Genomic DNA, 22,919 nt, shown 5'->3' with positions numbered 1-22,919 from the left:
AACAGTTTCTTCAGTGGTCTTTCGCTAAGTTTGCCGCGGAATGCAAATCGGCCGGCCCGCGCCCTCATGAAACAACTCCGCAACACCGTGATCCGTGCCGGCATGGAGGCGTTGTATTTCTCGGGTGCGCATATCCTGCTGCGGCCGATCTTCGCCGGCGTCGGCGCCATCTTCATGCTGCACCACGTCCGCCCGCGGCGCGGCGACGCGTTCCAGCCGAACCATCATCTCGAGGTCACGCCGGACTTCCTGCGCGCGATGCTGACGCATCTGCGCGCGCTCGACGTCGACGTAATCAGCATCGACGAGGCGCATCGCCGTCTCGCCGAACGGAATTTCGCGCGGCGCTTCGCCTGCTTTACCTTCGACGACGGCTATCGCGACAACCGCGATTTCGCGCTGCCTGTGATGCGCGAGTTCGGCGCCCCGTTCACGGTCTATGTCGCGAGCGATTTCGCCGAGGGCTGCGGCAGATTGTGGTGGATCGCGCTGGAGCGGGTGATCGCGGCGGCGTCCGCGATCGAGGTGCCGATCGACGGCACCATGACGCGGATCGACACCGCGACAGCGCAGGCCAAGCGGACTGCCTTCGGCCGCATCCACGACTGGCTGCGTTCACTGCCCGGCGAGCAGGCGATGCAGGCCGAGATATCCGCGCTGTGCGCCCGTCACGGGGTCGACGAGACCGGCATCGCGCGCGAGCTCTGCATGTCCTGGGACGAGTTGCGCGGCTTCGCCGAGGATCCGCTGGTGACGATCGGCGCGCACACCATCACCCATTGCAATCTCGCCAAGCAGAGCGAGACCATCGCATCGTTCGAGCTCGCGACCAGCCGGGCGCGGATCGAGGATGCGCTGCAGCGGCCGGCATTGCATCTCGCCTATCCCTATGGCGACCGGATCGCCGCCGGGCAGCGTGAATTCGCCCTCGCCCGGTCGATCGGCTTTCGGACCGCGGTGACGACGCGGCCCGGCATGCTGTTTCCCGAAAGCGCCGACCATCTGACTGCGTTGCAGCGGGTCTCGCTGAACGGCAATTACCAGGACGCGCGCCTGCTGCCGGTGCTGACATCAGGCGCCGCCACCGCAGTGTGGAACGGCTTTCGCCGCATCGACGCGGCGTAAGCTACTCTTCGTAGCCCGGATGCAGCGAAGCGCAATCCGGGACAGTCGCATCCGCGGATAGCATTTTGCCGGATTTCGCTCCGCTGCATCCGGGCTACCGATCCCTTCCCTCTCCTTGACTCGCTCCCCGGGCGCGCCCAGAACCACTGGCAACGCAATGGAGGAGCGCATGTTCAAGGATCTGTTCTCGCTGAAGGGCCGCGTCGCATTGGTGACCGGGGGATCGCGCGGCATCGGCAAGATGATCGCGGCCGGCTTCCTCGCGCAGGGTGCCGCCAGGGTCTACATCACCGCACGCAAGGCAGGTCCCTGCGAGGCGACCGCGCAGGAGCTGTCCGCCGCCTATGACGGCGAATGCATCGCGCTGCCGATCGACATCTCGACCGTCGAGGGCTGCGACAAGCTCGCGGGCGAGATCATCAAGCGCGAGCCGAAGCTCGACATCCTCGTCAACAATGCCGGCGCGGCCTGGGGCGCGGACTTCGACGAATTTCCGGAGAGCGGCTGGGACAAGGTGATGAACCTCAACGTCAAGTCGATCTTCTTCCTGACCAAGGCCCTGGCCAAGCCGCTGCGTGCGGCGGCGACGCACGACAGGCCGGGCAAGGTGATCAACATCGCCTCGATCGACGGCATCTTCGTCAACCCGATGGAGACCTATTCCTATGCCGCCAGCAAGGCTGCGGTGATCCATCTGACGCGCCGCATGGCGACCCGCCTGATCAAGGACAACATCAACGTCACCGCGATCGCGCCCGGCGCCTTCAAGTCGGACATGAACCGCGCCGCGCGCGACCACGCCGACGAGGTCGCCAAGCGCGTGCCGGCGAAGCGCGTCGGCACCGACGAGGATATGGCGGGTACCGCAATCTATCTCGCCTCGCGCGCCGGCGACTATGTCGTGGGCAACACCGTCGCGGTTGATGGCGGCGTGGTCTATGCGACGGCAGGGCTAGAGATCGCGGGCTAAGCGGCCGCGCGACCGACCTACGGCAACGGCTCCGCCGAAGGGCGGGGCCGTTTTTGTCGCTGGCTCACCGCTTCCATAGGGCTGTGACGCCTCTGGCGCGTGTCATTCAAATGCATTACATTGGATGCGAGTGAAGGAGATCGCTATGGCTTCGAATGCCCTGGTCCAAACCCGCATCGATGCGGACGTAAAGGAAAAGGCCACCGAGGTTCTGGAGAACATGGGTCTCACGGTATCCGACGCCGTGCGGATTCTGCTGACACGCACGGCCAATGAAGGAATGCTTCCACTGGAACTCGTGAGCAACAGCCAGGCTTACGACAGCTGGTTTCGCGAGAAGGTGCACCAGGCGTTGGCGGATGCCCGGCCCGGTCTCGATGATTCCGAGGTCGAAGCGCATTTCGCGCAACGCCGCGCCGCCGCGCTTCGAAAAGCGACAGGGCGTAAGCGGTGAAACTCGTCTGGTCGCGCTTCGCGTTATCCGATCGCGACGACATTTTCAGCTACATCGAGGCCGAGAATCCTCGCGCGGCGGTCCATGTTGACGAACAGATTGCCGATGCTGCGCGGCGCCTGCTCGACTTTCCTGTGGCCGGCCCGGGCGTGTTGCCGGCACGCGCGAGTTGGTCATCCCGCGCACACCTTATGTCACGGCGCACCTTGTTGACGGTGAGACTGTTCGCATCTTGCGCGTGCTTCACGGTGCGCAGATGTGGCCCGACGAACCTACAAATGACGATTGAGGCCGCGCCTCCGTACCGGCATCTGACCAAAAAGAAAGGGACGAGCCCCGGGACCTTTTCGGCTCGCCCCCTTCCTGTTCTCTCCCTGCGGAAAGAAACTGTTAGGTCACGATGCGATTTTCGCATCATGACCTATCCGTTGTTTGAGCATGATCTCTTCGGAAAACCGCTTCACACTTTTCCGGATCATGCTCGCGCCGATCAGCTCTCGATCCTCACATACTCGAAGTCGCCCGGCTTGTTGTCGATGCCGACCTTGGGCGGCGAGATCCAGGAGGCGAACTGGCCGGGTTCGGTCACCGGTTTCATCAGCGAGGCGATGAAGTCGCCGTCCGCGGTCGACGGCAGCCAGTCGTTCTTGCGCTTGGCCCAGGTGGCGTCGTCGATCAAGAGGCCATCGGGCGTCGCATGGACGTCCTTGAACTCGCCGATCTGGCGGTGGAAGGCAGTGTTCGGCACCGCGAGCTTGTAGTCGATGCCGGCGGTCGAGATCACCTTGTTCCAGCGCAGCATGCCCTTGACGCAATCCTGCGTGTAGTCGTCGCGCAGCCGCATGTTGAGCGCGGTCAGCGCCGGCTCGTCGACCATCTTAATCTGGCCGTCCACCATCTTCATGACCGGATAGGTCGAGCTCTTGAGCTGGTGGTCGTCGTCGATCGTGGTCTCCTTGTAGCGGCCTTTGATGCCGGCGTTGAAGGCATTGGCCGCGTTGGTCGACACTTCCGAGCCGAACAAATCGAGCGACAGCGAATAATGCAGGTTCAGCTTCTTCTGGATGGTCGGCAGGTCGATCACGCCAAGCGCGCGGATCTTGGCGATGTCGTTCGGATCGATGATGCCGGCTTCCTTCATCGCATCGCAGGTGCGCTGCACGACGCGGGTGATGCCGGTCTCGCCGACGAACATGTGGTGGGCTTCCTCGGTCAGCATGAAGCGGCAGGTGCGCGACAGCGGATCGAAGCCCGACTGCGCCAGCGAGTGCAGCTGCATCTTGCCGTCGCGGTCGGTGAAGTAGGTGAACATGAAGAACGACAGCCAGTCCGGCGTCGCCTCGTTGAAGGCCCCTAGCATGCGCGGAGAATCCGCGTCGCCCGAGCGGCGGCGCAACAAATCATCGGCCTCCTCGCGGCCGTCGCGGCCGAAATACTTCTGCAGCAGATAAACCATCGCCCAGAGATGGCGGCCTTCCTCGACATTGACCTGGAACAGGTTGCGCATGTCGTAGAGCGAGGGCGCGGTCTTGCCGAGATGGCGCTGCTGCTCGACCGAGGCCGGCTCGGTGTCGCCCTGGATCACGATCAGGCGGCGCAGCATGGCGCGGTGCTCACCGGGGACTTCCTGCCAGGCCGGCTTGCCATAGTCCTCGCCGAACGGAATGACGCGGTTCTCTTCCTGCGGCGCGAGCAAGATGCCCCAGCGATATTCGGGCATCCGCACGTAGTCGAACTTGGCCCAGCCGCGCGGATCGACCGAATAGGCGGTGCGCAGATAGACCAGCGATTCCTGGAAGCCGTCCGGACCCATGTCGCTCCACCAGTCCATGTAGCCGGGGTGCCAGCCTTCCAGCGCCTTGAGCACCTGGCGGTCCTCGGCGAGATTCACATTGTTCGGAATCTTGGTCGAGTAATCGACGTTCATGATGTTCATGGCCGTGCTCCCTTAAACTCGCGTCATGTCGAATTGCGCCTTCTGGCCGGTGCCGTAGCGGCGCAGTGCGCCGTCCTCACCGACCGCGTTCGGCCGCTGGAATATCCAGTTCTGCCACGCCGTGAGGCGGGAGAAGATCTTCGATTCCATGGTCTCCGGGCCGACGAAGCGCAGATTGGCTTCCATGCCGGTGAGACCGTCGGGCGAGAACGAGGTGCGCTCCTCGAAGAACACGCGGACCTCGTCGTCCCAGTCGATGTCGTCGAGCGCGAAGGTGACGAGACCGACCTCCTCGGCCTCCTCCGCGTCGAGCGCCTTGCCGATCGAGCCTTGCGCGCGCTCCAGATCCGACGGATCGGCCTGGAAGCGCGATTGCAGCCGGGTCAGGCCGTGGCTCATCGGATAGGGCCCGAAATTCATCGCCGTCAGCTCGATCGCCGGCGGCGGACGGTTGTCGCCCTGCTTCTGGCCGATCAGCATGTAGGAGCGGTCGGCGGCGAACACGAGCTCGGCCAGCGTGCCGACGAAGCAGGAGCCGGGCTCGACCAGCGTCACCAGCGTGCGCGAGGTGACGTCGATGCGCTTGAGCACGCGCTTCCAGTAATGCCTGACCTCGTTGACCAGCCAGTGCGCCTTGTTGGCCTCCAGGAACGCATCATAGGACACGACATTGGCGCGGTCGCCATGGCTCTTGAACACCAGCATCGCGATCTCGAGCTCGTTGATGCGCAGATGCAGGATCGCGTCATCGAGCTCGCGGGCGACCTGCAGCGGCCAGAACGCAGCGCCCTGCGCGATCATGCCGTCGATGTCGGCGGGCGCCGTGGTTTCCGGCGCCTTGATCGAGATGGTGGCGATGCGCGCCGCGCGATCGATGTCGACGCTGACGAAGCCATAGCGGATGGCGCTGTCGTCGATGGTGCGCGTCAGCGGCGCCAGCGCGATGCCTTTGCCGGCGCCGTTGCGCTTCGACTTCGCGGCGAATTCCTTGACGCGCTCGGCCAGCTTGCCCTCGAGCTTGGAGTTCGGCGCGATCTCGTCGACCAGGCGCCAGGAAACGGCGCGCTTGCCCTTGATGCCTTCCTCGATGGTGCAGAAGAAATCGGCATGGTCGCGGCGCACCTTGCGCTTGTCGACGACGCGCGTGAGCCCGCCGGTGCCCGGCAGCACCGCGAGCAGCGGCACTTCCGGCAGCGCGACGGCGGCAGCGCCGTCGTCGGCCATCATGATGTGGTCGGTCGCGAGCGCCAGTTCATAGCCGCCGCCGGCCGCGGTACCGTTGACGACGGTGATGAAGCTCTGCCCGGAATTCTCGCTGGAGTCTTCCAGGCCGTTGCGGGTCTCGTTGGTGAATTTGCAGAAGTTGACCTTGTGGGCATGGGTCGAGCCCGCCAGCATGCGGATGTTGGCGCCGGCGCAGAACACCCGGTTCTTGCCCGAGCGCATCACCACCACCTTGACCTCGGGATGCTCGAAGCGCAGCCGCTGCACGGCGTCGGCAAGCTCGATGTCGACGCCGAGGTCATAGGAATTGAGCTTGAGCTGGTAGCCTTCGAACAGGCCGGCGTTCTCGTCGACGTCCATGGTCAGCGTCGCGACGTCGCCCGCAGCGTCGAGCTTCCAGTGTCGGTAGCGCGACGGGTCGGTCTGGAAGTCGATGTACTTCGCCCCGCCTGCAAGGACGCGCTCGTCACCAGCCATGGGCCACCCTTATCTGTTGTCTTGCTGTTGTTCGTTTGAAGGTTCGTCGTCGAGGTCTTCATGCACAATAATGCATGTTTTTGATCTGGTCTAGTTCAAAACGCAAAAACATGCATTTTGTTTCATGTTCACGAAATTCACTCGCTCGGCCAATGACCTGGCATCGGCACCAAAGGTCAGGCCGCCAGTGCCGGGTCGTCGCGCAGCGCCGCTTTGGCGAATTCGGCGACCGCCTCGAGCGTCACCGCGGGCGCCTCGCGATGCGGCGAATGGCCGGCACCATCGATGGCCGTGACATCGACCGGGCAGTAGCACTCCTCCTGGGCGATCTCGACCTGGCGCATGGTGCCGTACTGGTCGGCCGCGCCCTGCACGATCAGCACGGGCACGCGGATATAGGCGAGATAGTCGGAGATATCCCAGTCGCGGAATGCCGGATCGAGCCAGGCGCCGTTCCAGCCATAAAAGGCGTTGTCGACATCCTTGTGCCAGCGCGCCAGCTTCTCCTTCAGATTGGTGGTCTCGTATGCGGTCTTGATCTCGGCGATCGACTTCACCGAAATGTCCTCGACGATGAAGTGCGGCGCCAGCAGCGCCAGGCCGTGCAGGCGATGATCCTGTTGCGCGCCGGCATAGATCGCGGCAATCGACGCGCCGTCGGAATGACCGAGCAGCAAGCCGCGGCGGAACCCGATCCGATCGAGCAGCTTCGGCAGCACGTCGAGCGCCTCGCGGTGCATGTAGTCGACCGGACGCGGCAGCTTCGCCGGCGACGAGGCGCCATAACCCGCGCGCGAATAGGCGAACACGCCGGCGCCGGTCGCCGCCTGCAGCTTCTCGGGGAAGTCGCCCCACAGCCCGACCGAGCCGAGGCCTTCATGGAGCATCACGATGGTCGGCGCCGCGTCCGGCGAGGGACCGATCATGCGGTATTCGAGCTCGGCGCCGTCGATGCTGAGGAAGCCGGAGGGTTTCAAGTTTGTCATGGTAGGCCTTCCTCATCGTCGTCCCGGCGAAAGCCGGGACCCATAACCACAGGCGTTAGTTGTTGCGCAAAGCTGTTGAACAGCGTCTCTCGAAACGAAGGCCGCGGCGTATGGGTCCCGGCTCCCGTGCGCAATTGCGCACTAGGCCGGGACGACGCGGGGAGCTAGTGCTCGTGTTCCCGCAATTTGAACCGCTGGATCTTTCCGGTCGCCGTCTTCGGCAGATTGTCGACCACATCGATCCAGCGCGGATATTTCCACGGGCCGATCTTCTGCTTGACGTGCTCCTTCAGCGCCTCGTGCAGGCCGGCGACTGAACTGTCGGGCCGCAGCACGACATACGCCTTCGGCTTGAGCAGCCCTTCCGGATCGGCCTCCGGCACGACCGCCGCCTCCAGCACCGCGGGATGGGTGATCAGCGCGCTCTCGACCTCGAACGGTGACACCCAGATGCCGGAGACCTTGAACATGTCGTCGGCGCGGCCGCAGAAGGTGTAGCGGCCGTCGGCATCGCGCGTGTATTTGTCGCCGGTGCGGGTCCAGGCGCCCTCGAAGGTGGCGCGGCTCTTGGCCCGTTGATTCCAGTAGCTCTCGCCGGCCGAGGGCGCATCGACCAAGAGTTCGCCGACCTCGCCGTCCGCGACGTCGGCGCCGGCCTCATTGACCAGCCTCACCTTGTAGCCGGGCACCGGACGGCCGGACGAGCCGTATTTGATGTCGCCGGGCGCGTTCGACAGGAAGATGTGCAACAGCTCGGTCGAGCCGACGCCGTCGAGGATGTCGACGCCGAACCGCGTCTTCCAGGCATTGCCGACCGACTCCGGCAGCGCCTCGCCGGCCGAGGTGCAGACGCGCAGGCGATTGCCGCCGGACTGCGCCTTGGTCGCCTCGTCGTTCAGCATCGCCGCGAACAGGGTCGGCACGCCGAAGAAGATGCTGGGATGATATTTGTTCATCAGCGCGAACATCACCGCCGGCGTCGGCCGCTCGGAGTTCAACACCGTGGTGGCGCCGACCGACATCGGGAAGGTCAGCGCATTGCCGAGCCCGTAGGCGAAGAACAGCTTGGCCGCCGACAGGCCGACATCATCCTCGCGGATCCCGAGCACCTGCTTGGCGTAGGTCTCCGCGGTCGCCGCGAGATTGGAATGCAGATGGCGCACGCCCTTCGGCATGCCGGTGGAGCCCGACGAATAGAGCCAGAATGCCGGCTCGTCGGCATGGGTCGGCGCGGTGGCGAACACGTCGCTCTCGCGCGCGATCTCATCGGACAGCTTCTTATGGCCATGCGCATCCTTGCCGGAGACCACGACATGCTCGAGGTCGGGCATGCGCGCGATGATGTCCTTCACGACCGGCAGCAGCGCTTCCGACACGAACAGCACGCGGGCGCGGCAATCACCGAGGATGTAGGCGTATTGCTCCGCAGTCAGCAGCGTGTTGAGCGGCACCGGCACCACGCCGGCGCGGATCGCGCCGAGGAACACGATCGGGAAATCGACCGTGTCCAGCATGATCATGGCGACCCGCTCTTCGCGGCGGACGCCGAGCTGGCGCAGCATGTTGCCGACGCGGCGGGTCTGCTGCTGCAACTGGCCATAGGTGATTTGCGACACCGTATCGTCGAACACGACCTTGTCGCCGCGGCCTTCATCGACGTTGCGGTCGAGCAGCCAGGAGACCGCGTTGTAAGTCATGCTCCGCTCCTCGGACCCGGACGTGCCACGCTTCCCTCTCCTGTGAATTTAAGAATTATAATTCATACAAAGCCACCACGTTGGCTTGCTGTCAATCCTTATCGGCACTATGTTTCCTAGAACCTCGGTCTGATTCAGTCAGGACCGCGCGTCGCACAGGGATCATGACCGCAGCCAACGACCCGGAAACCGACTTCCTTGAACAGCTCGGCCAGCGCGTGCGCACGATGCGCGCCCTGCGCGGCATGTCGCGCAAGGTGCTCGCCAAGGTTTCCGGCATTTCCGAACGCTACATCGCCCAGCTCGAGAGCGGCAAAGGCAATGTCTCGATCGTGCTGCTGCGCCGTGTCGCAGGCGCAATGGGCGCGCATCTCGAGGACCTGATCCCGTCCAGCGAGCCCGTGCCGGACTGGGCCGTGATCCGCGATCTCTTGCGCAAGGCGTCGCCCAACCAGATCGCGCAGGCCAAGGACATGCTCGCCGGCAGCAGCCCGTTGGCGCCGCGGCGCGCCTCGTTCTCCGGCATTGCGCTGATCGGCCTGCGCGGCGCCGGCAAGACCACGCTCGGCCGGATGCTGGCGAAGAAGATCGGCTGGAGCTTTGTCGAGCTCAACAAGGAGATCGAGGCGCAGAACGGCCTCTCGGTCGCCGAGATCATCGCGCTGTACGGCCAGGAAGGCTTCCGCCGCATGGAGCAGGCCGCGCTGACGCAGCTGTTGGCGCGCAAGGAATTGATGGTGCTGGCGACCGGCGGCGGCATCGTCTCCGAGGCGCTGACCTTCGATTTGATCCTGTCGTCGTTCTACACGATCTGGCTGAAGGCCGAGCCGGAGGAGCACATGGCGCGCGTGCGCCGCCAAGGCGATCTGCGCCCGATGGCCGACGACCGCTCGGCGATGGCGGAATTGCGCAACATCCTGGTCAGCCGCGAGCCGCTCTACGCCCGCGCATCGGCGGTGGTCGACACCGCCGGCCTCTCGGTCGACGCCGCCGCCGCGCGGCTGATCGATTCCGTGCGGCCGGTACTGCAGAACGAGGCGCGCTCGTTCGGTCTGCGCAGCGTGGCGCTGTAATCTCACAGCACAAAAAGAAACACTACCCCCGTCATTGCGAGCGAAGCGAAGCAATCCATCTCTCCGCGCGCGTGGATGCATGGATTGCTTCGTCGCTATCGCTCCTCGCAATGACGAAAATCGTCAGCGAAGTTGGACTACCTTAGAGCAGCCGGCTCTTCACATCATCAGCACCATCCCGCAGCAGCGGCAGGAAGCGGTCAATCAATTCCTGCATCGGTACGCGATCGACATGCGCGCCCATGTTGATTGCGGCGACGATGGTGCCGTCGTAGCGGCGCACCGGCACCGAGATGGAGCGGAAATGCGGCTCGGCCTCGCGGTCGACGAGGGAATAGCCCTGCGCGCGGTCGGTGACGATGGTGGCGAGCAGCTTCTTCGGATCGGTCGTGGTCTGCGGCGTCACCGGATCGCGGCGCATCGCCTTCAGCCGCGTCGCGAGCTCGGCATCAGTGAGGCGGCCGAGCATGGTGCGGCCGACCGAGGTGCAGAACGCTGGCAGCCGGTAGCCGATGTCGAGACCGGCGGAGAACACGCGCGTCGGGCTCGAGCGCGCCACGAACACGACGTCGTCGCCGTCGAGCAAGGCGAGCGAGGCGATCTCCTGTGCCGCGCTCGCGATGCGATCGAGCACCGGCTGCAGCACCGTCACCACCTGGTTGGATTGCAGGAACGAGCCCGCGAGCGTCAGCACATGCGGCGTCAGCGTGAACAGCTTGCCGTCGGTGGCAACGAAGCCGCCATGCGCCAGCGTGAACACGATGCGGCGCGCGGTGGCGCGCGGCAGATCGGCGGCGCGCGCGAGGTCGCTCAGCGTCGCCGGACCCGACACGGTGCCGAACACCTGCAACAGGCGCAGGCCGCGATCGAGCGCCTCGACGAAGTCGGTGGCGCGCTCGTCCTGGTCGGTCCGCTTCAGCTTGGGCATGGCGTTTTCAGGTTGGGCTTTGGCTTTGAACGGTTCAAAAATTGCGCTTGCTGTCCAAAACAGACATGGCATAATTCGCACATTCGTTCAATAGGCGAACAAATCCAAATCCGGGAGACGCCGCCATGATGAGCCAGGAAGCGAACGATCTGATCACCCGCACCGGGCGCAAGGACCCGTGCGGCAAGCTGATGCGGAGCTACTGGCAGCCGGCGGCGCTGGTGGACGAATTGGACGGGCCGCGCCCGGTACGACCGGTGCGGCTGCTCGGCGAGAACCTGGTGCTGTTCCGCGGCGAGGACGGAAGCTACGGGCTGATCGATCGCCACTGCGCGCATCGCGGCGCCGATCTCGCCTTCGGCCGGCTCGAGCATGGCGGGCTGCGCTGCGCCTTCCACGGCTGGCTATTCGACACGTCAGGCCAGTGCATCGAGACGCCGGCGGAGCCGGCCGGTTCGCAGCTGTGCAAGGGCATCAGGCAGCGTTCCTATCCCGTGGTCGAGAAGAGCGGCATCCTGTGGGCCTGGCTCGGCGAAGGCGCCCCGCCCGCCTTTCCGGAGCTCGACTGCTTCGTTGCGCCCGGAAGCCATACGTTTGCGTTCAAGGGCCACATGAACTGCAACTGGCTGCAGGCGCTCGAGGTCGGCATCGATCCGGCGCACGCCTCCTTTCTGCATCGCTTCTTCGAGGACGAGGACACCTCGGCGGCTTACGGCAAGCAGTTCCGCGGCGCCTCGGCCGGCAGCGACATGCCGATGACCAAGATCCTGCGCGAATATGACCGGCCGATCATCAATGTCGAGCACACCGAATATGGCCTGCGCCTGATTGCGCTGCGCGAGCTCGACGCGGAGCGCACCCATGTGCGCGTCACCAACCAGCTGTTCCCGCACGGCTTCGTCATCCCGATGTCGACCGAGATGACGATCACGCAGTGGCACGTGCCGGTCGACGACGAGAACTGCTACTGGTACGCGATCTTCACCAGCTATGCGGCGCCGGTCGACAAGCAGAAGATGCGCGACCAGCGGCTCGAGCTCTATACGCTGCCGGACTACAAGTCGCGCAAGAACAAGAGCAACGATTACGGCTTCGATCCGCACGAGCAGGCGACCGAGACCTATACCGGCATGGGCACCGACATCAATGTCCACGACCAGTGGGCAGTGGAGTCGATGGGGGCGATTCAGGACCGCACCAACGAGCATCTCGGCCAGAGCGACAAGGCGATCGTGCAGTACCGCCGCCTGCTGCGGCAGGAGATCGAGAAGGTCTCCGGCGGCGAGAAGCCGATGCTGTTCCTCGACGACGCCTCCGCGCGCAGTATCCAGGGCCCGGCCACGATGGACGGCATCGGCCCGACCCAGGGCTGGGAGCTCTACTGGATGGAAGTCGACGTCAAGCGCCGCCGCGGCGCACCATGGGCAGCTCCCGTGCCGCGCGAGATCGCCGGCAAGGTGCATCATCTGACGGCGGCGGAGTGAAGATGGTATCAATGGCTCCGCATTGTATCCTTCACCTCGCCCCGCTTGCGGGGAGAGGTCGGATCGCGTTAGCGATCCGGGTGAGGGGGTACAGGTCTATCGGCATATCGAGTCGGCGGAGAGAGCCCCTCACCCCGACCCTCTCCCCGCGAAGAGCGGGGCGAGGGAGAAGTGAAGGAGTGACGCGGTGAGCTTCGTCGAGCGTCACGGCCTGTGGTCGGATGAGCAGAAGGAGGCCGCACAACGCCTCCGCCGCATCGTCGAGGAGAAGAACCTCGAAGTCATCCGCCTGTCGTTCCCCGACCAGCACGGCATCCTGCGCGGCAAGACGCTGATCGCCGGCGAAGCGGTGCGCTCGCTGGAAAGCGGCTGCTCCATCACCACGACGATGCTCGCCAAGGACACCTCGCACAAGACGGTGTTTCCGGTGTTCACATCAGGCGGCGGCTTCGGCATGAAGGAGATGGAAGGCGCGGCCGACGTGCTGATGGTCGCCGACCCCACCACCTTCCGCGTGCTGCCTTGGGCGCAAAACACCGGCTGGCTGCTCTGCGACCTCTATTTCAGCGACGGCCGGCCGGTGCCGTTCGCGACCCGCAACCTCTATCGCAAGGTGCTCGATCAGCTCGCCGGCCGCGGCTACGATTTCGTCGCCGGCCTCGAGGTCGAATTCCACCTGTTCAAGCTCGACGACGCCCACATGGCGCCGGAGGATGCCGGCCAGCCCGGACGGCCGCCGTCGGTCAGCCTGCTATCGCACGGCTATCAATACCTCACCGAGCAGCGCTACGACCTGATGGAGCCGGCGCTCGAGATCATCCGCCGCGACATCATCGCGCTCGACCTGCCGTTGCGCTCGGTCGAGGTCGAATTCGGTCCGAGCCAGTGCGAATTCACTTTCGCACCGACTGTCGGTCTTGCGCCGGCCGACACCATGGTACTGTTTCGTTCGGCAGTGAAGCAGATCGCGCGCCGCCACGGCTATCACGCGACCTTCATGTGCCGGCCGAAACTGCCGAACGTGTTCGCGAGCGGCTGGCACCTGCACCAGTCGCTGGTGTCGCGCGCCAATGGCGAGAACGCCTTCATGGCCAAGGAGACCGGCGAGCCGCTCAGTGCGCTCGGCCGCGGCTGGCTCGCCGGCCTGATCGAGCACGCCCGGGCCTCGACCGTGTTCACGACGCCGACCATCAACGGCTACAAGCGCTACCGCTCCTATTCGCTGGCGCCGGACCGCGCGATCTGGGGCCGCGACAACCGCGGCGTGATGATCCGCGTGCTCGGCGGCGCCGGCGATCCGGCGACCCGGCTGGAGAACCGGATCGGCGAACCCGCCGCCAATCCCTATCTCTACATGGCAAGCCAGATCCTCTCCGGCCTCGACGGCGTCGACCGCAAGCTCGACCCCGGCCCGTCGGCCGACACGCCCTACGAGGCCAAGGCCGCGCTGTTGCCAAAGTCGCTGCGCGAGGCCGTGTTCGCGCTCAACGACGATCCGTTCTTCCGCCAGGCGCTCGGGCCGGAATTCGTGGACTATTACGTCTTCATCAAGAACGCGGAGATCGAACGCTTCCAGGCCGAGGTGTCGGACTGGGAGCACCGCGAATATTTCGAGATGTTTTGACGGAAGCGTCGGCGTAGGCGCTCCGCCGCTCTAGAGCATGATCCGGAAAAGTGTGAAGCGATTTTCCGCAAAGATCATGCTCAAACAAAGAGCTAAAGCGCGATGACGATTCAACCCAATCTCATCGCGCTTTAGACGCTTGCAAGGTGAGCCGCGACGGCCGCTTCGTTCCATTCCAGACCGACACCAGGCGTGTCGGGAATATGCAAAAGACCATCCTTGATTTCATACGGCCGTTCGAGAATCGGATCGGCCCAGTCCTGCCATTCCAACCAGTGAGCGGTCTCGGTTGCGCGCATGACGTGAGCGGCGACTTCCGGATAAAGATGCGTTGAGATGGGGATACCCGCGGCGCCGGCGATCGCAGCCGCCCGCATCCAGCCCGTCACTCCGCCGATACGCATGAAATCCGGCATCACCAGGTCGCAGGCCTTTCTCGCGATCGCCTTATGCATCTCCCTCGGACCATAGAAGTTCTCACCGATCTGGATCGGCGTCTTCAGCTCCGCCGCCAGTCGGGCGTGCCCGTCAAGATTGTCATAGACGACGGGCTCCTCGATCCAGTCGAGGCCATAGTCATCGATCGTATGGCACCGCTCGATGGCTTCGGCGAGATTTAGCCCCTGGTTGTAGTCCACCATCAAATGCATCCGATCCCCGACTGCTTTTCGAACGGCGTCAAGGGTCGTCAGATCCTCGCGCGGATCGCTTCTGCCGAGGCGCAATTTCAGGGCTGAGAACCCTCCTTCGTCGCGCAATTCCAAAGCGTCGGCCGCGACGGCGGCCGGCTCCTTCAGCCAAAGGCCGTTGCTATTGTAGGATCTCACGGCGCCGACCGTCGCCCCCAACAGCACGCACAGCGGCTTGTTTGCGGCTTTCGCCAACGCGTCCCACGCGGCCATGTCGAGGCCCGACGCCGCGATCATCGACAATCCCTCATAGCCGACAAAGTGAAGCGATTTGCGCGCCGCCTCGAACAACTCGACAGGCGCCACGCTCCGACCTCTGAGCAATTCGCCGAGATCATGCAACACCGGAACCAGATATCGCAGCGATTTCACGATGTAAGGCTCGAGATAGCCGCGCCCGACAATGCCCTCCTCCGTCACCAGATCGATGAGGACGAGCGGCCACTCCGATATCGTGACAATGCGCGCGACCACGGGCCGCTTCAGCTTCAGCACCACCGGACGAGCTTTGATCTCTCTGAGCGTCAATGAATCGGGCATGGCAATGGCTTTCGCAGCGCGAGGAAGCTGACTGGCGCGGGCCGAAAAATCCCGGAAGCCATTCCAATTGGTTTTTCAACCGATGTAAATTCACTACTCGGTATATTTAAGAGGTGACTGCATGGCGCGATCTGCAGAACCGACACGGCGGCGCATCCTTGCTGCCGCATACGTCCTTTTTCGCCAGCGCGGATACAGCCGCGTGAGCATGGACGAAATCGCATCGGCGACGAGGGTGACGAAGCGCACGCTCTACAACCATTTTCAAAGCAAGGATCAGCTGCTCGCCTTCGTGCTCGAAGCCCAGAACGAACTGGCCTTGGCCGCGTTCGCGACGTTCGGCGACAAGCTGTCCGGCTCGCCGGCGGCGATCATCGACGGCCTGTTCCGCGACCTGGCGGTCTGGGCGGACAGGCCGCGATGGGCCGGCTCGGGATTCACCAGGCTGGTCATCGAGTTGGCCGATCTCCCTGGCCATCCCGCACGCGCAATTGCGCGCCGGCACAAGGCCTTGCTCGAAACCCATCTCGGCGCGCTGCTGAAGCGGGCCGGTGTCCGCGACGCTCACCGCCGTGCGCGCGAGATCTGGCTGCTGTCCGAGGGCGCGATCTCCCTGATGCTGGTGCATGGCGATCGCGCCTATGCCGCAGCAGCGGCCGACGCAGCGAAACGACTGCTGCGAGGCTCTTCACGGTAAGCCGCGGCAGCCCGCCTCTCTGATCCGTCATCCTGAGGAGCGCGTAGCGCGTCTCGAAGGATGCACGGCCACCAGCCGGGCCATCGATCCTTCGAGACGCCTGCAACGCAGGCTCCTCAGGATGACGGCGATACGGCAATGCTTGCTGCTCAAATCCCCAGATACTTGTGCTGCAGATCCGGCTCGGCGATCAGCTCCTCGCTGGTGCCGCTCCACACGGTGCGGCCGCGCTCGATGATGTAATGGCGGTCGGCGATGCGGGCGAGGTTTCCGACGTTCTTGTCGATCACCAGCACCGACTGCCCGCGCTCCTTCAGCATCGACAGGCAGCTCCAGATCTCGTCGCGGATCAGGGGCGCAAGACCCTCGGTCGCCTCGTCGAGGATCAGCAATTTCGGATTGGTCATCAGCGCGCGGCCGATCGCCAGCATCTGCTGCTCGCCGCCCGACAGCGTGACGCCCATATTATTCGTGCGTTCGGCGAGCCGAGGAAACAGCGCGTGGATCTTGTCGATGGTCCACGGATCGGAGGCACTGAAGCGATTGCCCGACGCGGCGACGAGATTTTCGCGCACCGTGAGGTTGGGGAAGATCTGGCGGCCTTCCGGCACCAGGCCGATGCCGAGCTTTGCGATCTTGTAGGACGGCAGGCCGCGCACCGCCTCGCCGGCGAAGCGGATGGCGCCTGACCGCGCCGGCGTCAGGCCCATGATCGAGCGGATCGTCGTGGTCTTGCCCATGCCATTGCGGCCCATCAGCGCGACCATCTCGCCCGACTTGATCTTGAGCGACAGGCCGAACAGCACCTGGCTCAGCCCGTAGCAGGTCTCGATGCCATCCACTTCAAGCAAGGTTTCAGTCATTTTGGTCTCAGCCATGGCGCGTCACCGCATGCTGTTCGCCGAGATAGGCGCGCTTGACCTCGTCGTGCTTGCGGATCGCGTCCGGCACGTCGCAGGCGATGACGCGGCCATAAACCAAGACCGTGATGCGGTCGGCCAGCGCGAACACCGCCTCCATGTCGTGCTCGACCAGCACGATGGTGACTTCCTTGCGCAGCTCCTTCAGCAGCGCAACCATCCGCGTCGATTCGGTGACGCCGAGCCCGGCCATCGGCTCGTCCAGCAGCAACAGTTGCGGCCTGGTGGCGAGCGCGACCGCGAGCTCGAGCTCGCGCTGCTCGCCATGGCTCAACTGCGACACCACGATATCGGCGCGCGTGCCGAGGCCGACGCGCTCGAGCGCCGCGCGCGCGGCCTCGCGCAGATGCCGTTCCTTGCGCGCACTGCCCCAGAAGCGGAACGAGTGGCCGTCATGCGCCTGCGCCGCCAGCGCGACATTGTCGATCGCGGAAAAATCCTTCAGCAGCGAGGTGATCTGGAACGAGCGCGCCAGCCCGAGGCGGCTGCGCTTGTAGGACGGCAGGTTCGTGACGTCGCGGCCGGCGAAGCGGATGGTGCCGGAGTTCGGCATCACCTGTCCGGTGAGCTGGCTGATCAGCGTGGTCTTGCCGGCGCCGTTGGGGCCGATGATGGCGTGCAATTCGCCTGGCACCACCTCCATCGAGAGGTTGTCGGTCGCGGTGATGCCGCCGAAGCGGCGGACCAGATTGTCGACGCGGAGCAAGGGATCAGGCAAGGAATCAGCCACGGCGCATCCTCCCGAGCAGGCCCATGATGCCGCCGCGCGCGAACAGCACGATCAGGAGCAGCACCGGACCGAGGATCAGCCCCGAATATTCGGTGAACTGCGACAGCAGCTCCTCGAGCAGGAGATAGACGATCGCGCCGATGACGGGACCGAACAGCGAGCCCATGCCGCCGAGGATCACCATCACCATGAGATCGCCGGAGCGGGTCCAGTACATCACGGCGGGGCTGACGAAATCGGTGTTGTTGGCAAGCAGCGCGCCGGCCAGGCCGCAGATCGTGCCTGATATCACGAAGCAGACCAGGCGGTAGCGATTGGCATGGAAGCCGATCGCCTGCATGCGCTGCTCGTTGGAGCGGACGCCCTGCACCACGAGGCCGAAGCGCGAATTGACGATGCGCCAGATCAGGTAGAGGCCGCCGAACAGGCAGGCCAGGCAGAGGTAATAGAACTGGTTGCGATCCGACAGGTTGATCAGGCCGGCGAAATCGCTGCGCTTGTAGACGGTGAGCCCGTCGTCGCCGCCGTAGCGCGACAGCGCGGAGGCGATGTAGTAGGCCATCTGCGCAAAGGCCAGCGTGATCATGATGAAGTAGACGCCGCGGGTGCGCAAACTGAGCGCGCCGATCAGCAGCGCAAACAGCGCCGAGACGGCGAGCGCCACCGGCCACTGGATGAAGCCGGAGCCGATGCCCTCGGCGGCGAGGATGCCGACGGCATAGCCGCCGATGCCGAGATAGGCGGCGTGGCCAAAGCTCATCATGCCGCCATAGCCCATGATCAGATTGAGGCTCGCGGCGGCGAGCGCGAAGATCACGATCCGGGTGAACAGCGTGAGGATGAAGATATTGCCCGTGACCGCCGAATAGAGCGGCAGCAGCATCAGGGCGGCGCACATCAGCGCCGCGACCGCATTGGAGACGTTGAGCTTTCGCATCATCGTTTGGCCGCCGGGAACAGCCCCTCGGGCCGCAGCACAAGGATGATGGCCATCAGGAGGTAGATCAGCATCGAGGACAGCGCCGGCGCCGCGGTGGACGCCGCCGCCCCGCTCAGCACCTTGCGCAGCAGGTCCGGCAGGAAGGCGCGGCCCATCGTGTCGATGATGCCGACGAAGATCGCGGCCATGAACGCGCCGCGGATCGAGCCGATGCCGCCGATCACGATGATGACGAAGGCCAGGATCAGGATGTTCTCGCCCATGCCGATCTGCACGGTGAGGATCGGTGCCTGCATCAGCCCGGCGAGGCCGGCGAGCGCCGCGCCAAGGCCGAACACCAGCGTGAACAGCAGCTTGATGTTGATGCCGAGCGCCCCGATCATCTCGCGGTTGGAGGCCCCGGCGCGGATCAGCATGCCGATGCGGGTACGCATCACGACGAGATAGAGCATTGCTGCGACCGCCAGCGCGACCACGATGATCATGAGGCGGTAGGCCGGATAGTAAACGCCGGGGATGATCTGCACCGGCACGGTGAGCCAGGCCGGCAGCGGCAGCGCGAGGCCCGCCGGGCCCCAGATCAGCCGGACGGCGTCGTTGAAGAACAGGATCAGACCGAACGTCGCCAGCACCTGGTCGAGATGGTCGCGGCCATAGAGATGCCTGAGCGCGACATATTCCAGCACGATGCCGAGCAGCAGCGTGGCGCCCAGCGCCATCAGCGCGCCGAGCACGAAGCTGCCGGTCCAGGCCACGAAGGTCGCCGCGAAATAGGCGCCCATCATGTAGAGCGAGCCGTGCGCCAGATTGACGAAGTCCATGATGCCGAACACCAGCGTCAGCCCGGCCGCCAGCAGGAACAGCAGGAGGCCGAATTGCAGGCCGTTCAGCAGTTGTTCGACGACGAGATACATGGATCCTTCATACCGGGCTGAAACAAAACAGCGGCAGCGCAAGCACGCCGCCGCATTGCACATTGCGGGTTCTCCCTCGCCCCGCTCTTGCGGGGAGAGGGGTTGGGGTGAGGGGCTCTTTCCGCAAACCGAATGCCGGTAAAGAGCCCCTCACCCAATCGCTTCGCGATTGACCTCTCCCCGCAAGAGCGGGGCGAGGTAAAGAGAAGCAAGCCGCGCGCCAAAAAGACGCCCGACAATCACTTCATCGGACACTTGTCGTGGAAGCGGTCCTGGTCGTCCTTGACGATGGTCGCGACCGTCTTCAGCGAGAGCTGGCCCTCGGCGTCCTTGACCACGTCCTGCAGATAGAAGTTCTGGATCGGAATGTGGTTGTTGCCGTACTTGAACGGACCGCGCACCGATTTGAAGTTCACCTTCTCCATCTCGGCCTTCATCGCGTCCTTCTTCGTCAGGTCGCCCTTCACCGCGACCACGGCGCTGTTGATGAGGTTGGCAGCGTCGTAGGACTGGGCGCCGTAGAAGGTCGGCCGCAGGCCGGGATACTTCTTGCGGTAGTCGGCGACGAACTTCTTGTTCTCCTCGTTGGGCAGGTCGTTGACCCATTGCTGCGCGCCGGGAACGCCGAGCGCATTGTCCTTCTGCAACGGCAGCGACAATTCGTCGATGGTGAAGGCGGTGTAGAGCGGAATCTGCTGCTTGATACCGGCCTGCGCATACTGGTTCAGGAACTGCACGCCGGCCGCGCCCGGATAGAACACGAAGATCGACTCGGCCTTGGAGTTCTTCGCCTTGGTGAGCTCGGCGGAGAAGTCGAGCTGGCTCGGCCACACCGTATATTCCTCGCCGACGACCTGGCCCTTGAACGTGCTCTTGACGCCGGCCAGCATGTCCTTGCCCGCGGCGTAGTTCGGGCCGATCAGGAACACCGACTTGACGCCCTTCTGGTTCATGTAGGTGCCTACCGCTTGCGGGGTCTGGTCGTTCTGCCAGGAGGTCGAGAACACGTAAGGCGAGCACAGTTCGCCGGCGAGCTGCGACGGACCGGCATTGGCCGAGATCAGGAAGGTCTTGGAATCGACCGCGGTCTTCAGCGACGCCAGCAGCACGTTCGACCAGATGTAGCCGACGATGAAGTCGACCTTGTCGGACTGCACCAGCTTCTCGGTCTTCTGCTTGCCGACATCCGGCTTCTGCTGGTCGTCCTCGTAGATCACCTCGACCGGCTTGCCGTCGATCTTGCGGCCGAGATGGTCGAGCGCGAGCTCGAAGGAATTGCGCATGTCGTTGCCGATCACGGCGGTCGGACCGCTGAAGGTCGAGACGAAGCCGATCTTGACGCTGTCAGCCGCCATCGCGGGCTGCGCCAGCGCCACAGCCATGGCGCCTGCCAGCCAAAATGCCTTTTTCATATTCACTCCCCTCCTCAACCAAAGATCCCACCAGGCTCGATCACGAGGGCCCGGGGGGTCACGCTTTGCGCGCGTCGTTCTGTGACGTATTTTGTGCGCGATATCGCAAGTCTGCAGCAAGCATGAACCGACGGCGCTGACTTAGAACCTTCGGCGCATACCCCAGCACCTTGCATCATAATTCGTCTAAATCGACCATGGCAAGAAATATAATGCCGGTTGCGTGGGCAACGATTGTCGCAGGCACCGGCCTTCCGCAACGACCCACGCCCGCACTGCAGCAGGCTTTAACGATCCGGTAAAGCACCCGGAAACCACAGGCCGGCAAGCGCCTGCGGGCTTCATGGTCCGGAAAGCATCCCTGGCCGACGCTGCCGCAAAGGGGTGCGTCACATGCTGAATTACATCTTCGGCTTCAATGCCCGGATGGGCCGACTGGCTTTCTTCTTCTGCACCTTCGTGGTGGGCCTCGGCTTTATGATGCTGGTCTACGGCGTCACCGGCAACGCACCGGCGAGCGGCAGTATGGACGTGCTGCTGGCACAGGCATCGAGCAACCCCGTGCTGGTCATTGCCTTCTACGGCATGCTCGTCATCTGCTTCATGCTGCAATCGATGCGGGTGCGCGACATGGGCTGGGATCCGGTCTGCGTGATGGCGGCATGGATCGCCCTCCTCGTGCTCGACAGGGCGATTGCCGGACGATTTCCCGAATATGCGCTGACCTATCAGCACACCGAAACGGTGGTCGGCGCCGCCGTCAATGGCGCAATGAACATCGTCCTGCTGGTCTGGCGGAGCGGCGGCTATTACGAAGAAGCCCCGCCATCGCCGCGCGAGACCGGCGGCGATGGCCCGTTCGAAAGACGCAGTACGCCGGCCACAGGCGGCAGCCGCGTCGCGCGGATCGCCAACGGCGAATTCGGCGGAAAGACGCGGTAGCGGCTCCCTCCCTATTGTCGTCCCTGCCTAGTGCGCAATTGCGCACGGGAGCAGGGACCCATAACCACAGGCTTAGATTGTTGAAGAGGGTTGGGGCCTCAGCGATCCAAGACGATTCCCATTGGTGGTTATGGGTCCCGGATCGCGCGGAGCCTGTCATCGGGCGGCGCTTCGCGCCGACCCGTTGGCTTGTCCGGGACGACGCGGAGTTTGCCGCGCGATCACTGAGCCAAAGGCTGGGGCGAAAGCCGATCACCCCTTGTCCACCGCCCATTCGGCGCCGTCGATCGCATAGGACGCGTGGCGGAAATCCCTGATCGTCGCAACCTTGTCGGCCGACCAGTCGAGCAGCATGAACGATCGCGGCGGCGCGTCCAGAGCGGTCGGATCGAACACCAAGATCGCGGGGCGTCCCTCGACCTGTCCGGTCACCAGGTGCCAGTCGTCGATCTTCGAATAATTGCCGAAGTAGCGCGACACCTCGGCCTTGCCGTTCAGCCGCGTGCGGTTGACGAGCTCGAGCCTGATGTCATCGGCGATCATGGCGCGGATGGCGTCGAAGTCGCGGGCGTTGAAATGGCTGACATAGGCGTTGAGCCTGACGCGATCGGCCGGCGACAGGCCGGGCCGCGGCGCGTCGTCCGGCTCGCTGGCAAACTCGCGCAGCTGCGTGCGTCCACGGTGCAGCGCGGCCTTCACCGCGGGCAGGCTGAAATCCATGATGCCGCAGATCTCCTGCAGCGAGCAGCCGAGCACGTCCATCAGGATCACGCTGGAACGCTGCGCCACCGGCAAGCGCATGAAGGTGCGCAGGCTGGTCGCGGCGATCTCGCGGCGGCCCAAATCATCGAGCTCTCCGGCCATCATGTCCACCTCCTCCGGCGCGTGGAGCGCTTCCTGGCGGTTGCGCCGCCTGAGGAAATCGAGCGCGGTGTTGTGCGCGATCCGGAACAGCCAGGCTTGCGGATTCTGGATCGGCGCGGCGGACCCGAAGGCTTCCACCGCCTTGATCAGCGCGTCCTGCAGCACATCCTCGCCGTCGATGACGGATCCGACCATGCGGGCGCAGTAGCGATGCAGCCTCGGCCGCATCGCCGCCAACAGCGTGTCGACGTCGGTCGCGGCCGGCGCTTGGTGTGGTGACATCATGATGGCTC

20 protein-coding genes and 1 pseudogene are annotated in these 22,919 nt (G+C 64.4%); 9 read left to right on the top strand and 12 right to left on the bottom strand.

Translation table 11 applies throughout. From position 1 onward, the window contains the following. The first annotated feature begins 66 nt into the window (after nucleotides 1-66). The 4 genes and pseudogenes from J2R76_RS31290 (at nucleotide 67) to J2R76_RS31275 (ending at nucleotide 2,838) form a co-directional block, all read left to right on the top strand. Nucleotides 67-1,125, top strand: coding sequence for a polysaccharide deacetylase family protein (locus J2R76_RS31290; protein ID WP_141339768.1), 1,059 nt, complete (start codon nucleotides 67-69; stop codon nucleotides 1,123-1,125). Nucleotides 1,126-1,294: 169 nt separating this feature from the next. Next, nucleotides 1,295-2,095: an SDR family NAD(P)-dependent oxidoreductase gene (locus tag J2R76_RS31285; RefSeq protein WP_141339769.1), complete on the top strand. Its 801-nt coding sequence runs from the start codon at nucleotides 1,295-1,297 to the stop codon at nucleotides 2,093-2,095. Nucleotides 2,096-2,240: 145 nt separating this feature from the next. Beyond that, the gene (locus J2R76_RS31280) at nucleotides 2,241-2,549 is read left to right on the top strand and encodes a type II toxin-antitoxin system RelB/DinJ family antitoxin (protein ID WP_141339770.1); all 309 of its coding nucleotides are present in this window, start codon (nucleotides 2,241-2,243) and stop codon (nucleotides 2,547-2,549) included. Continuing rightward, nucleotides 2,546-2,838, top strand: a pseudogene (locus J2R76_RS31275) (type II toxin-antitoxin system RelE/ParE family toxin). The gene J2R76_RS31280 and the pseudogene J2R76_RS31275 overlap by 4 nt, the downstream one beginning before the upstream one ends. Nucleotides 2,839-3,039: 201 nt before the next feature. Here J2R76_RS31275 and boxB read toward each other — a convergent pair. The 4 genes from boxB to J2R76_RS31255 form a co-directional block, all read right to left on the bottom strand. Further along, complete coding sequence (boxB, locus tag J2R76_RS31270) at nucleotides 3,040-4,476, bottom strand: benzoyl-CoA 2,3-epoxidase subunit BoxB (RefSeq protein WP_200844636.1); 1,437 nt, start codon at nucleotides 4,474-4,476, stop codon at nucleotides 3,040-3,042. A gap of 21 nt (nucleotides 4,477-4,497) precedes the next feature. Next, nucleotides 4,498-6,186, bottom strand: a complete 1,689-nt coding sequence (gene boxC / locus J2R76_RS31265; RefSeq protein ID WP_141339772.1) for a 2,3-epoxybenzoyl-CoA dihydrolase — start codon at nucleotides 6,184-6,186, stop codon at nucleotides 4,498-4,500. A gap of 176 nt (nucleotides 6,187-6,362) precedes the next feature. After that, complete coding sequence (locus J2R76_RS31260) at nucleotides 6,363-7,172, bottom strand: alpha/beta fold hydrolase (RefSeq protein ID WP_057019462.1); 810 nt, start codon at nucleotides 7,170-7,172, stop codon at nucleotides 6,363-6,365. A gap of 164 nt (nucleotides 7,173-7,336) precedes the next feature. Beyond that, entirely contained in the window at nucleotides 7,337-8,869 is a 1,533-nt protein-coding gene (locus tag J2R76_RS31255; RefSeq protein WP_057019463.1) for a benzoate-CoA ligase family protein, read from the bottom strand. Between the two features lie 80 nt (nucleotides 8,870-8,949). Here J2R76_RS31255 and J2R76_RS31250 point away from each other — a divergent pair, with 80 nt between their 5' ends. Continuing rightward, entirely contained in the window at nucleotides 8,950-9,942 is a 993-nt protein-coding gene (locus J2R76_RS31250) for a helix-turn-helix transcriptional regulator (RefSeq protein WP_256521265.1), read from the top strand. Between the two features lie 142 nt (nucleotides 9,943-10,084). Here J2R76_RS31250 and J2R76_RS31245 read toward each other — a convergent pair whose 3' ends face one another. Further along, entirely contained in the window at nucleotides 10,085-10,870 is a 786-nt protein-coding gene (locus tag J2R76_RS31245) for an IclR family transcriptional regulator C-terminal domain-containing protein (RefSeq protein ID WP_141339773.1), read from the bottom strand. Nucleotides 10,871-10,995: 125 nt separating this feature from the next. Between J2R76_RS31245 and J2R76_RS31240 the strand changes: the two genes are divergently transcribed. After that, nucleotides 10,996-12,354 (top strand): aromatic ring-hydroxylating dioxygenase subunit alpha, encoded by a 1,359-nt coding sequence (locus tag J2R76_RS31240; RefSeq protein WP_141339774.1) that lies wholly within the window; start codon nucleotides 10,996-10,998, stop codon nucleotides 12,352-12,354. A gap of 187 nt (nucleotides 12,355-12,541) precedes the next feature. Further along, entirely contained in the window at nucleotides 12,542-13,978 is a 1,437-nt protein-coding gene (locus J2R76_RS31235) for a glutamine synthetase family protein (protein ID WP_141339775.1), read from the top strand. Between the two features lie 131 nt (nucleotides 13,979-14,109). On the opposite strand, the gene J2R76_RS31230 is transcribed toward J2R76_RS31235, so the two are convergent. Beyond that, nucleotides 14,110-15,207: an enolase C-terminal domain-like protein gene (locus tag J2R76_RS31230; RefSeq protein ID WP_057019466.1), complete on the bottom strand. Its 1,098-nt coding sequence runs from the start codon at nucleotides 15,205-15,207 to the stop codon at nucleotides 14,110-14,112. A 121-nt stretch (nucleotides 15,208-15,328) separates the two neighbouring features. Here J2R76_RS31230 and J2R76_RS31225 point away from each other — a divergent pair, with 121 nt between their 5' ends. After that, complete coding sequence (locus J2R76_RS31225) at nucleotides 15,329-15,904, top strand: TetR/AcrR family transcriptional regulator (protein ID WP_057019467.1); 576 nt, start codon at nucleotides 15,329-15,331, stop codon at nucleotides 15,902-15,904. Between the two features lie 149 nt (nucleotides 15,905-16,053). Here the strand turns inward: J2R76_RS31225 and J2R76_RS31220 are convergent, their stop codons facing one another. From J2R76_RS31220 to J2R76_RS31200, 5 genes are all read right to left on the bottom strand, one after another. After that, nucleotides 16,054-16,782: an ABC transporter ATP-binding protein gene (locus J2R76_RS31220; protein ID WP_057019468.1), complete on the bottom strand. Its 729-nt coding sequence runs from the start codon at nucleotides 16,780-16,782 to the stop codon at nucleotides 16,054-16,056. Next, nucleotides 16,775-17,542, bottom strand: a complete 768-nt coding sequence (locus J2R76_RS31215; RefSeq protein WP_057019469.1) for an ABC transporter ATP-binding protein — start codon at nucleotides 17,540-17,542, stop codon at nucleotides 16,775-16,777. Before J2R76_RS31215 ends, J2R76_RS31220 begins: the two co-directional genes overlap by 8 nt. Nucleotides 17,543-17,546: 4 nt before the next feature. Beyond that, complete coding sequence (locus tag J2R76_RS31210; RefSeq protein WP_375166544.1) at nucleotides 17,547-18,494, bottom strand: branched-chain amino acid ABC transporter permease; 948 nt, start codon at nucleotides 18,492-18,494, stop codon at nucleotides 17,547-17,549. Further along, on the bottom strand, nucleotides 18,491-19,408 hold the full coding sequence (locus tag J2R76_RS31205) for a branched-chain amino acid ABC transporter permease (protein WP_018269575.1): 918 nt from the start codon (nucleotides 19,406-19,408) through the stop codon (nucleotides 18,491-18,493). Before J2R76_RS31205 ends, J2R76_RS31210 begins: the two co-directional genes overlap by 4 nt. A gap of 239 nt (nucleotides 19,409-19,647) precedes the next feature. Continuing rightward, nucleotides 19,648-20,820 carry an ABC transporter substrate-binding protein gene (locus J2R76_RS31200; protein WP_076831021.1) on the bottom strand — a complete coding sequence of 391 codons (1,173 nt, stop codon included), beginning with the start codon at nucleotides 20,818-20,820 and terminating at the stop codon, nucleotides 19,648-19,650. Nucleotides 20,821-21,213: 393 nt separating this feature from the next. Between J2R76_RS31200 and J2R76_RS31195 the strand changes: the two genes are divergently transcribed. Then, nucleotides 21,214-21,762: a hypothetical protein gene (locus J2R76_RS31195; protein ID WP_076831024.1), complete on the top strand. Its 549-nt coding sequence runs from the start codon at nucleotides 21,214-21,216 to the stop codon at nucleotides 21,760-21,762. Nucleotides 21,763-22,014: 252 nt separating this feature from the next. Here the strand turns inward: J2R76_RS31195 and J2R76_RS31190 are convergent, their stop codons facing one another. After that, nucleotides 22,015-22,911, bottom strand: a complete 897-nt coding sequence (locus J2R76_RS31190; protein WP_371852167.1) for a sigma-70 family RNA polymerase sigma factor — start codon at nucleotides 22,909-22,911, stop codon at nucleotides 22,015-22,017. Nucleotides 22,912-22,919 lie beyond the last annotated feature (8 nt).

The sequence above is a fragment of the Bradyrhizobium sp. USDA 4532 genome, assembly GCF_024171315.1.
Taxonomy (GTDB): domain Bacteria; phylum Pseudomonadota; class Alphaproteobacteria; order Rhizobiales; family Xanthobacteraceae; genus Bradyrhizobium; species Bradyrhizobium australafricanum.
This window is presented reverse-complemented; position numbering and strand designations above follow the sequence as displayed.

Bases quoted from the DNA above. Each gene is read 5' to 3' on its own strand.
- J2R76_RS31220 (WP_057019468.1), bottom strand. From the start codon at position 16,782: ATGGCTGAGACCAAAATGACTGAAACCTTGCTTGAAGTGGATGGCATC.
- boxC (WP_141339772.1), bottom strand. From the start codon at position 6,186: ATGGCTGGTGACGAGCGCGTCCTTGCAGGCGGGGCGAAGTACATCGAC.
- J2R76_RS31260 (WP_057019462.1), bottom strand. From the start codon at position 7,172: ATGACAAACTTGAAACCCTCCGGCTTCCTCAGCATCGACGGCGCCGAG.
- boxB (WP_200844636.1), bottom strand. From the start codon at position 4,476: ATGAACGTCGATTACTCGACCAAGATTCCGAACAATGTGAATCTCGCC.
- J2R76_RS31225 (WP_057019467.1), top strand. From the start codon at position 15,329: ATGGCGCGATCTGCAGAACCGACACGGCGGCGCATCCTTGCTGCCGCA.
- J2R76_RS31190 (WP_371852167.1), bottom strand. From the start codon at position 22,911: ATGATGTCACCACACCAAGCGCCGGCCGCGACCGACGTCGACACGCTG.
- J2R76_RS31280 (WP_141339770.1), top strand. From the start codon at position 2,241: ATGGCTTCGAATGCCCTGGTCCAAACCCGCATCGATGCGGACGTAAAG.
- J2R76_RS31210 (WP_375166544.1), bottom strand. From the start codon at position 18,494: ATGATGCGAAAGCTCAACGTCTCCAATGCGGTCGCGGCGCTGATGTGC.
- J2R76_RS31290 (WP_141339768.1), top strand. From the start codon at position 67: ATGAAACAACTCCGCAACACCGTGATCCGTGCCGGCATGGAGGCGTTG.
- J2R76_RS31255 (WP_057019463.1), bottom strand. From the start codon at position 8,869: ATGACTTACAACGCGGTCTCCTGGCTGCTCGACCGCAACGTCGATGAA.
- J2R76_RS31245 (WP_141339773.1), bottom strand. From the start codon at position 10,870: ATGCCCAAGCTGAAGCGGACCGACCAGGACGAGCGCGCCACCGACTTC.
- J2R76_RS31195 (WP_076831024.1), top strand. From the start codon at position 21,214: ATGCTGAATTACATCTTCGGCTTCAATGCCCGGATGGGCCGACTGGCT.
- J2R76_RS31205 (WP_018269575.1), bottom strand. From the start codon at position 19,408: ATGTATCTCGTCGTCGAACAACTGCTGAACGGCCTGCAATTCGGCCTC.
- J2R76_RS31240 (WP_141339774.1), top strand. From the start codon at position 10,996: ATGATGAGCCAGGAAGCGAACGATCTGATCACCCGCACCGGGCGCAAG.
- J2R76_RS31200 (WP_076831021.1), bottom strand. From the start codon at position 20,820: ATGAAAAAGGCATTTTGGCTGGCAGGCGCCATGGCTGTGGCGCTGGCG.
- J2R76_RS31230 (WP_057019466.1), bottom strand. From the start codon at position 15,207: ATGCCCGATTCATTGACGCTCAGAGAGATCAAAGCTCGTCCGGTGGTG.
- J2R76_RS31285 (WP_141339769.1), top strand. From the start codon at position 1,295: ATGTTCAAGGATCTGTTCTCGCTGAAGGGCCGCGTCGCATTGGTGACC.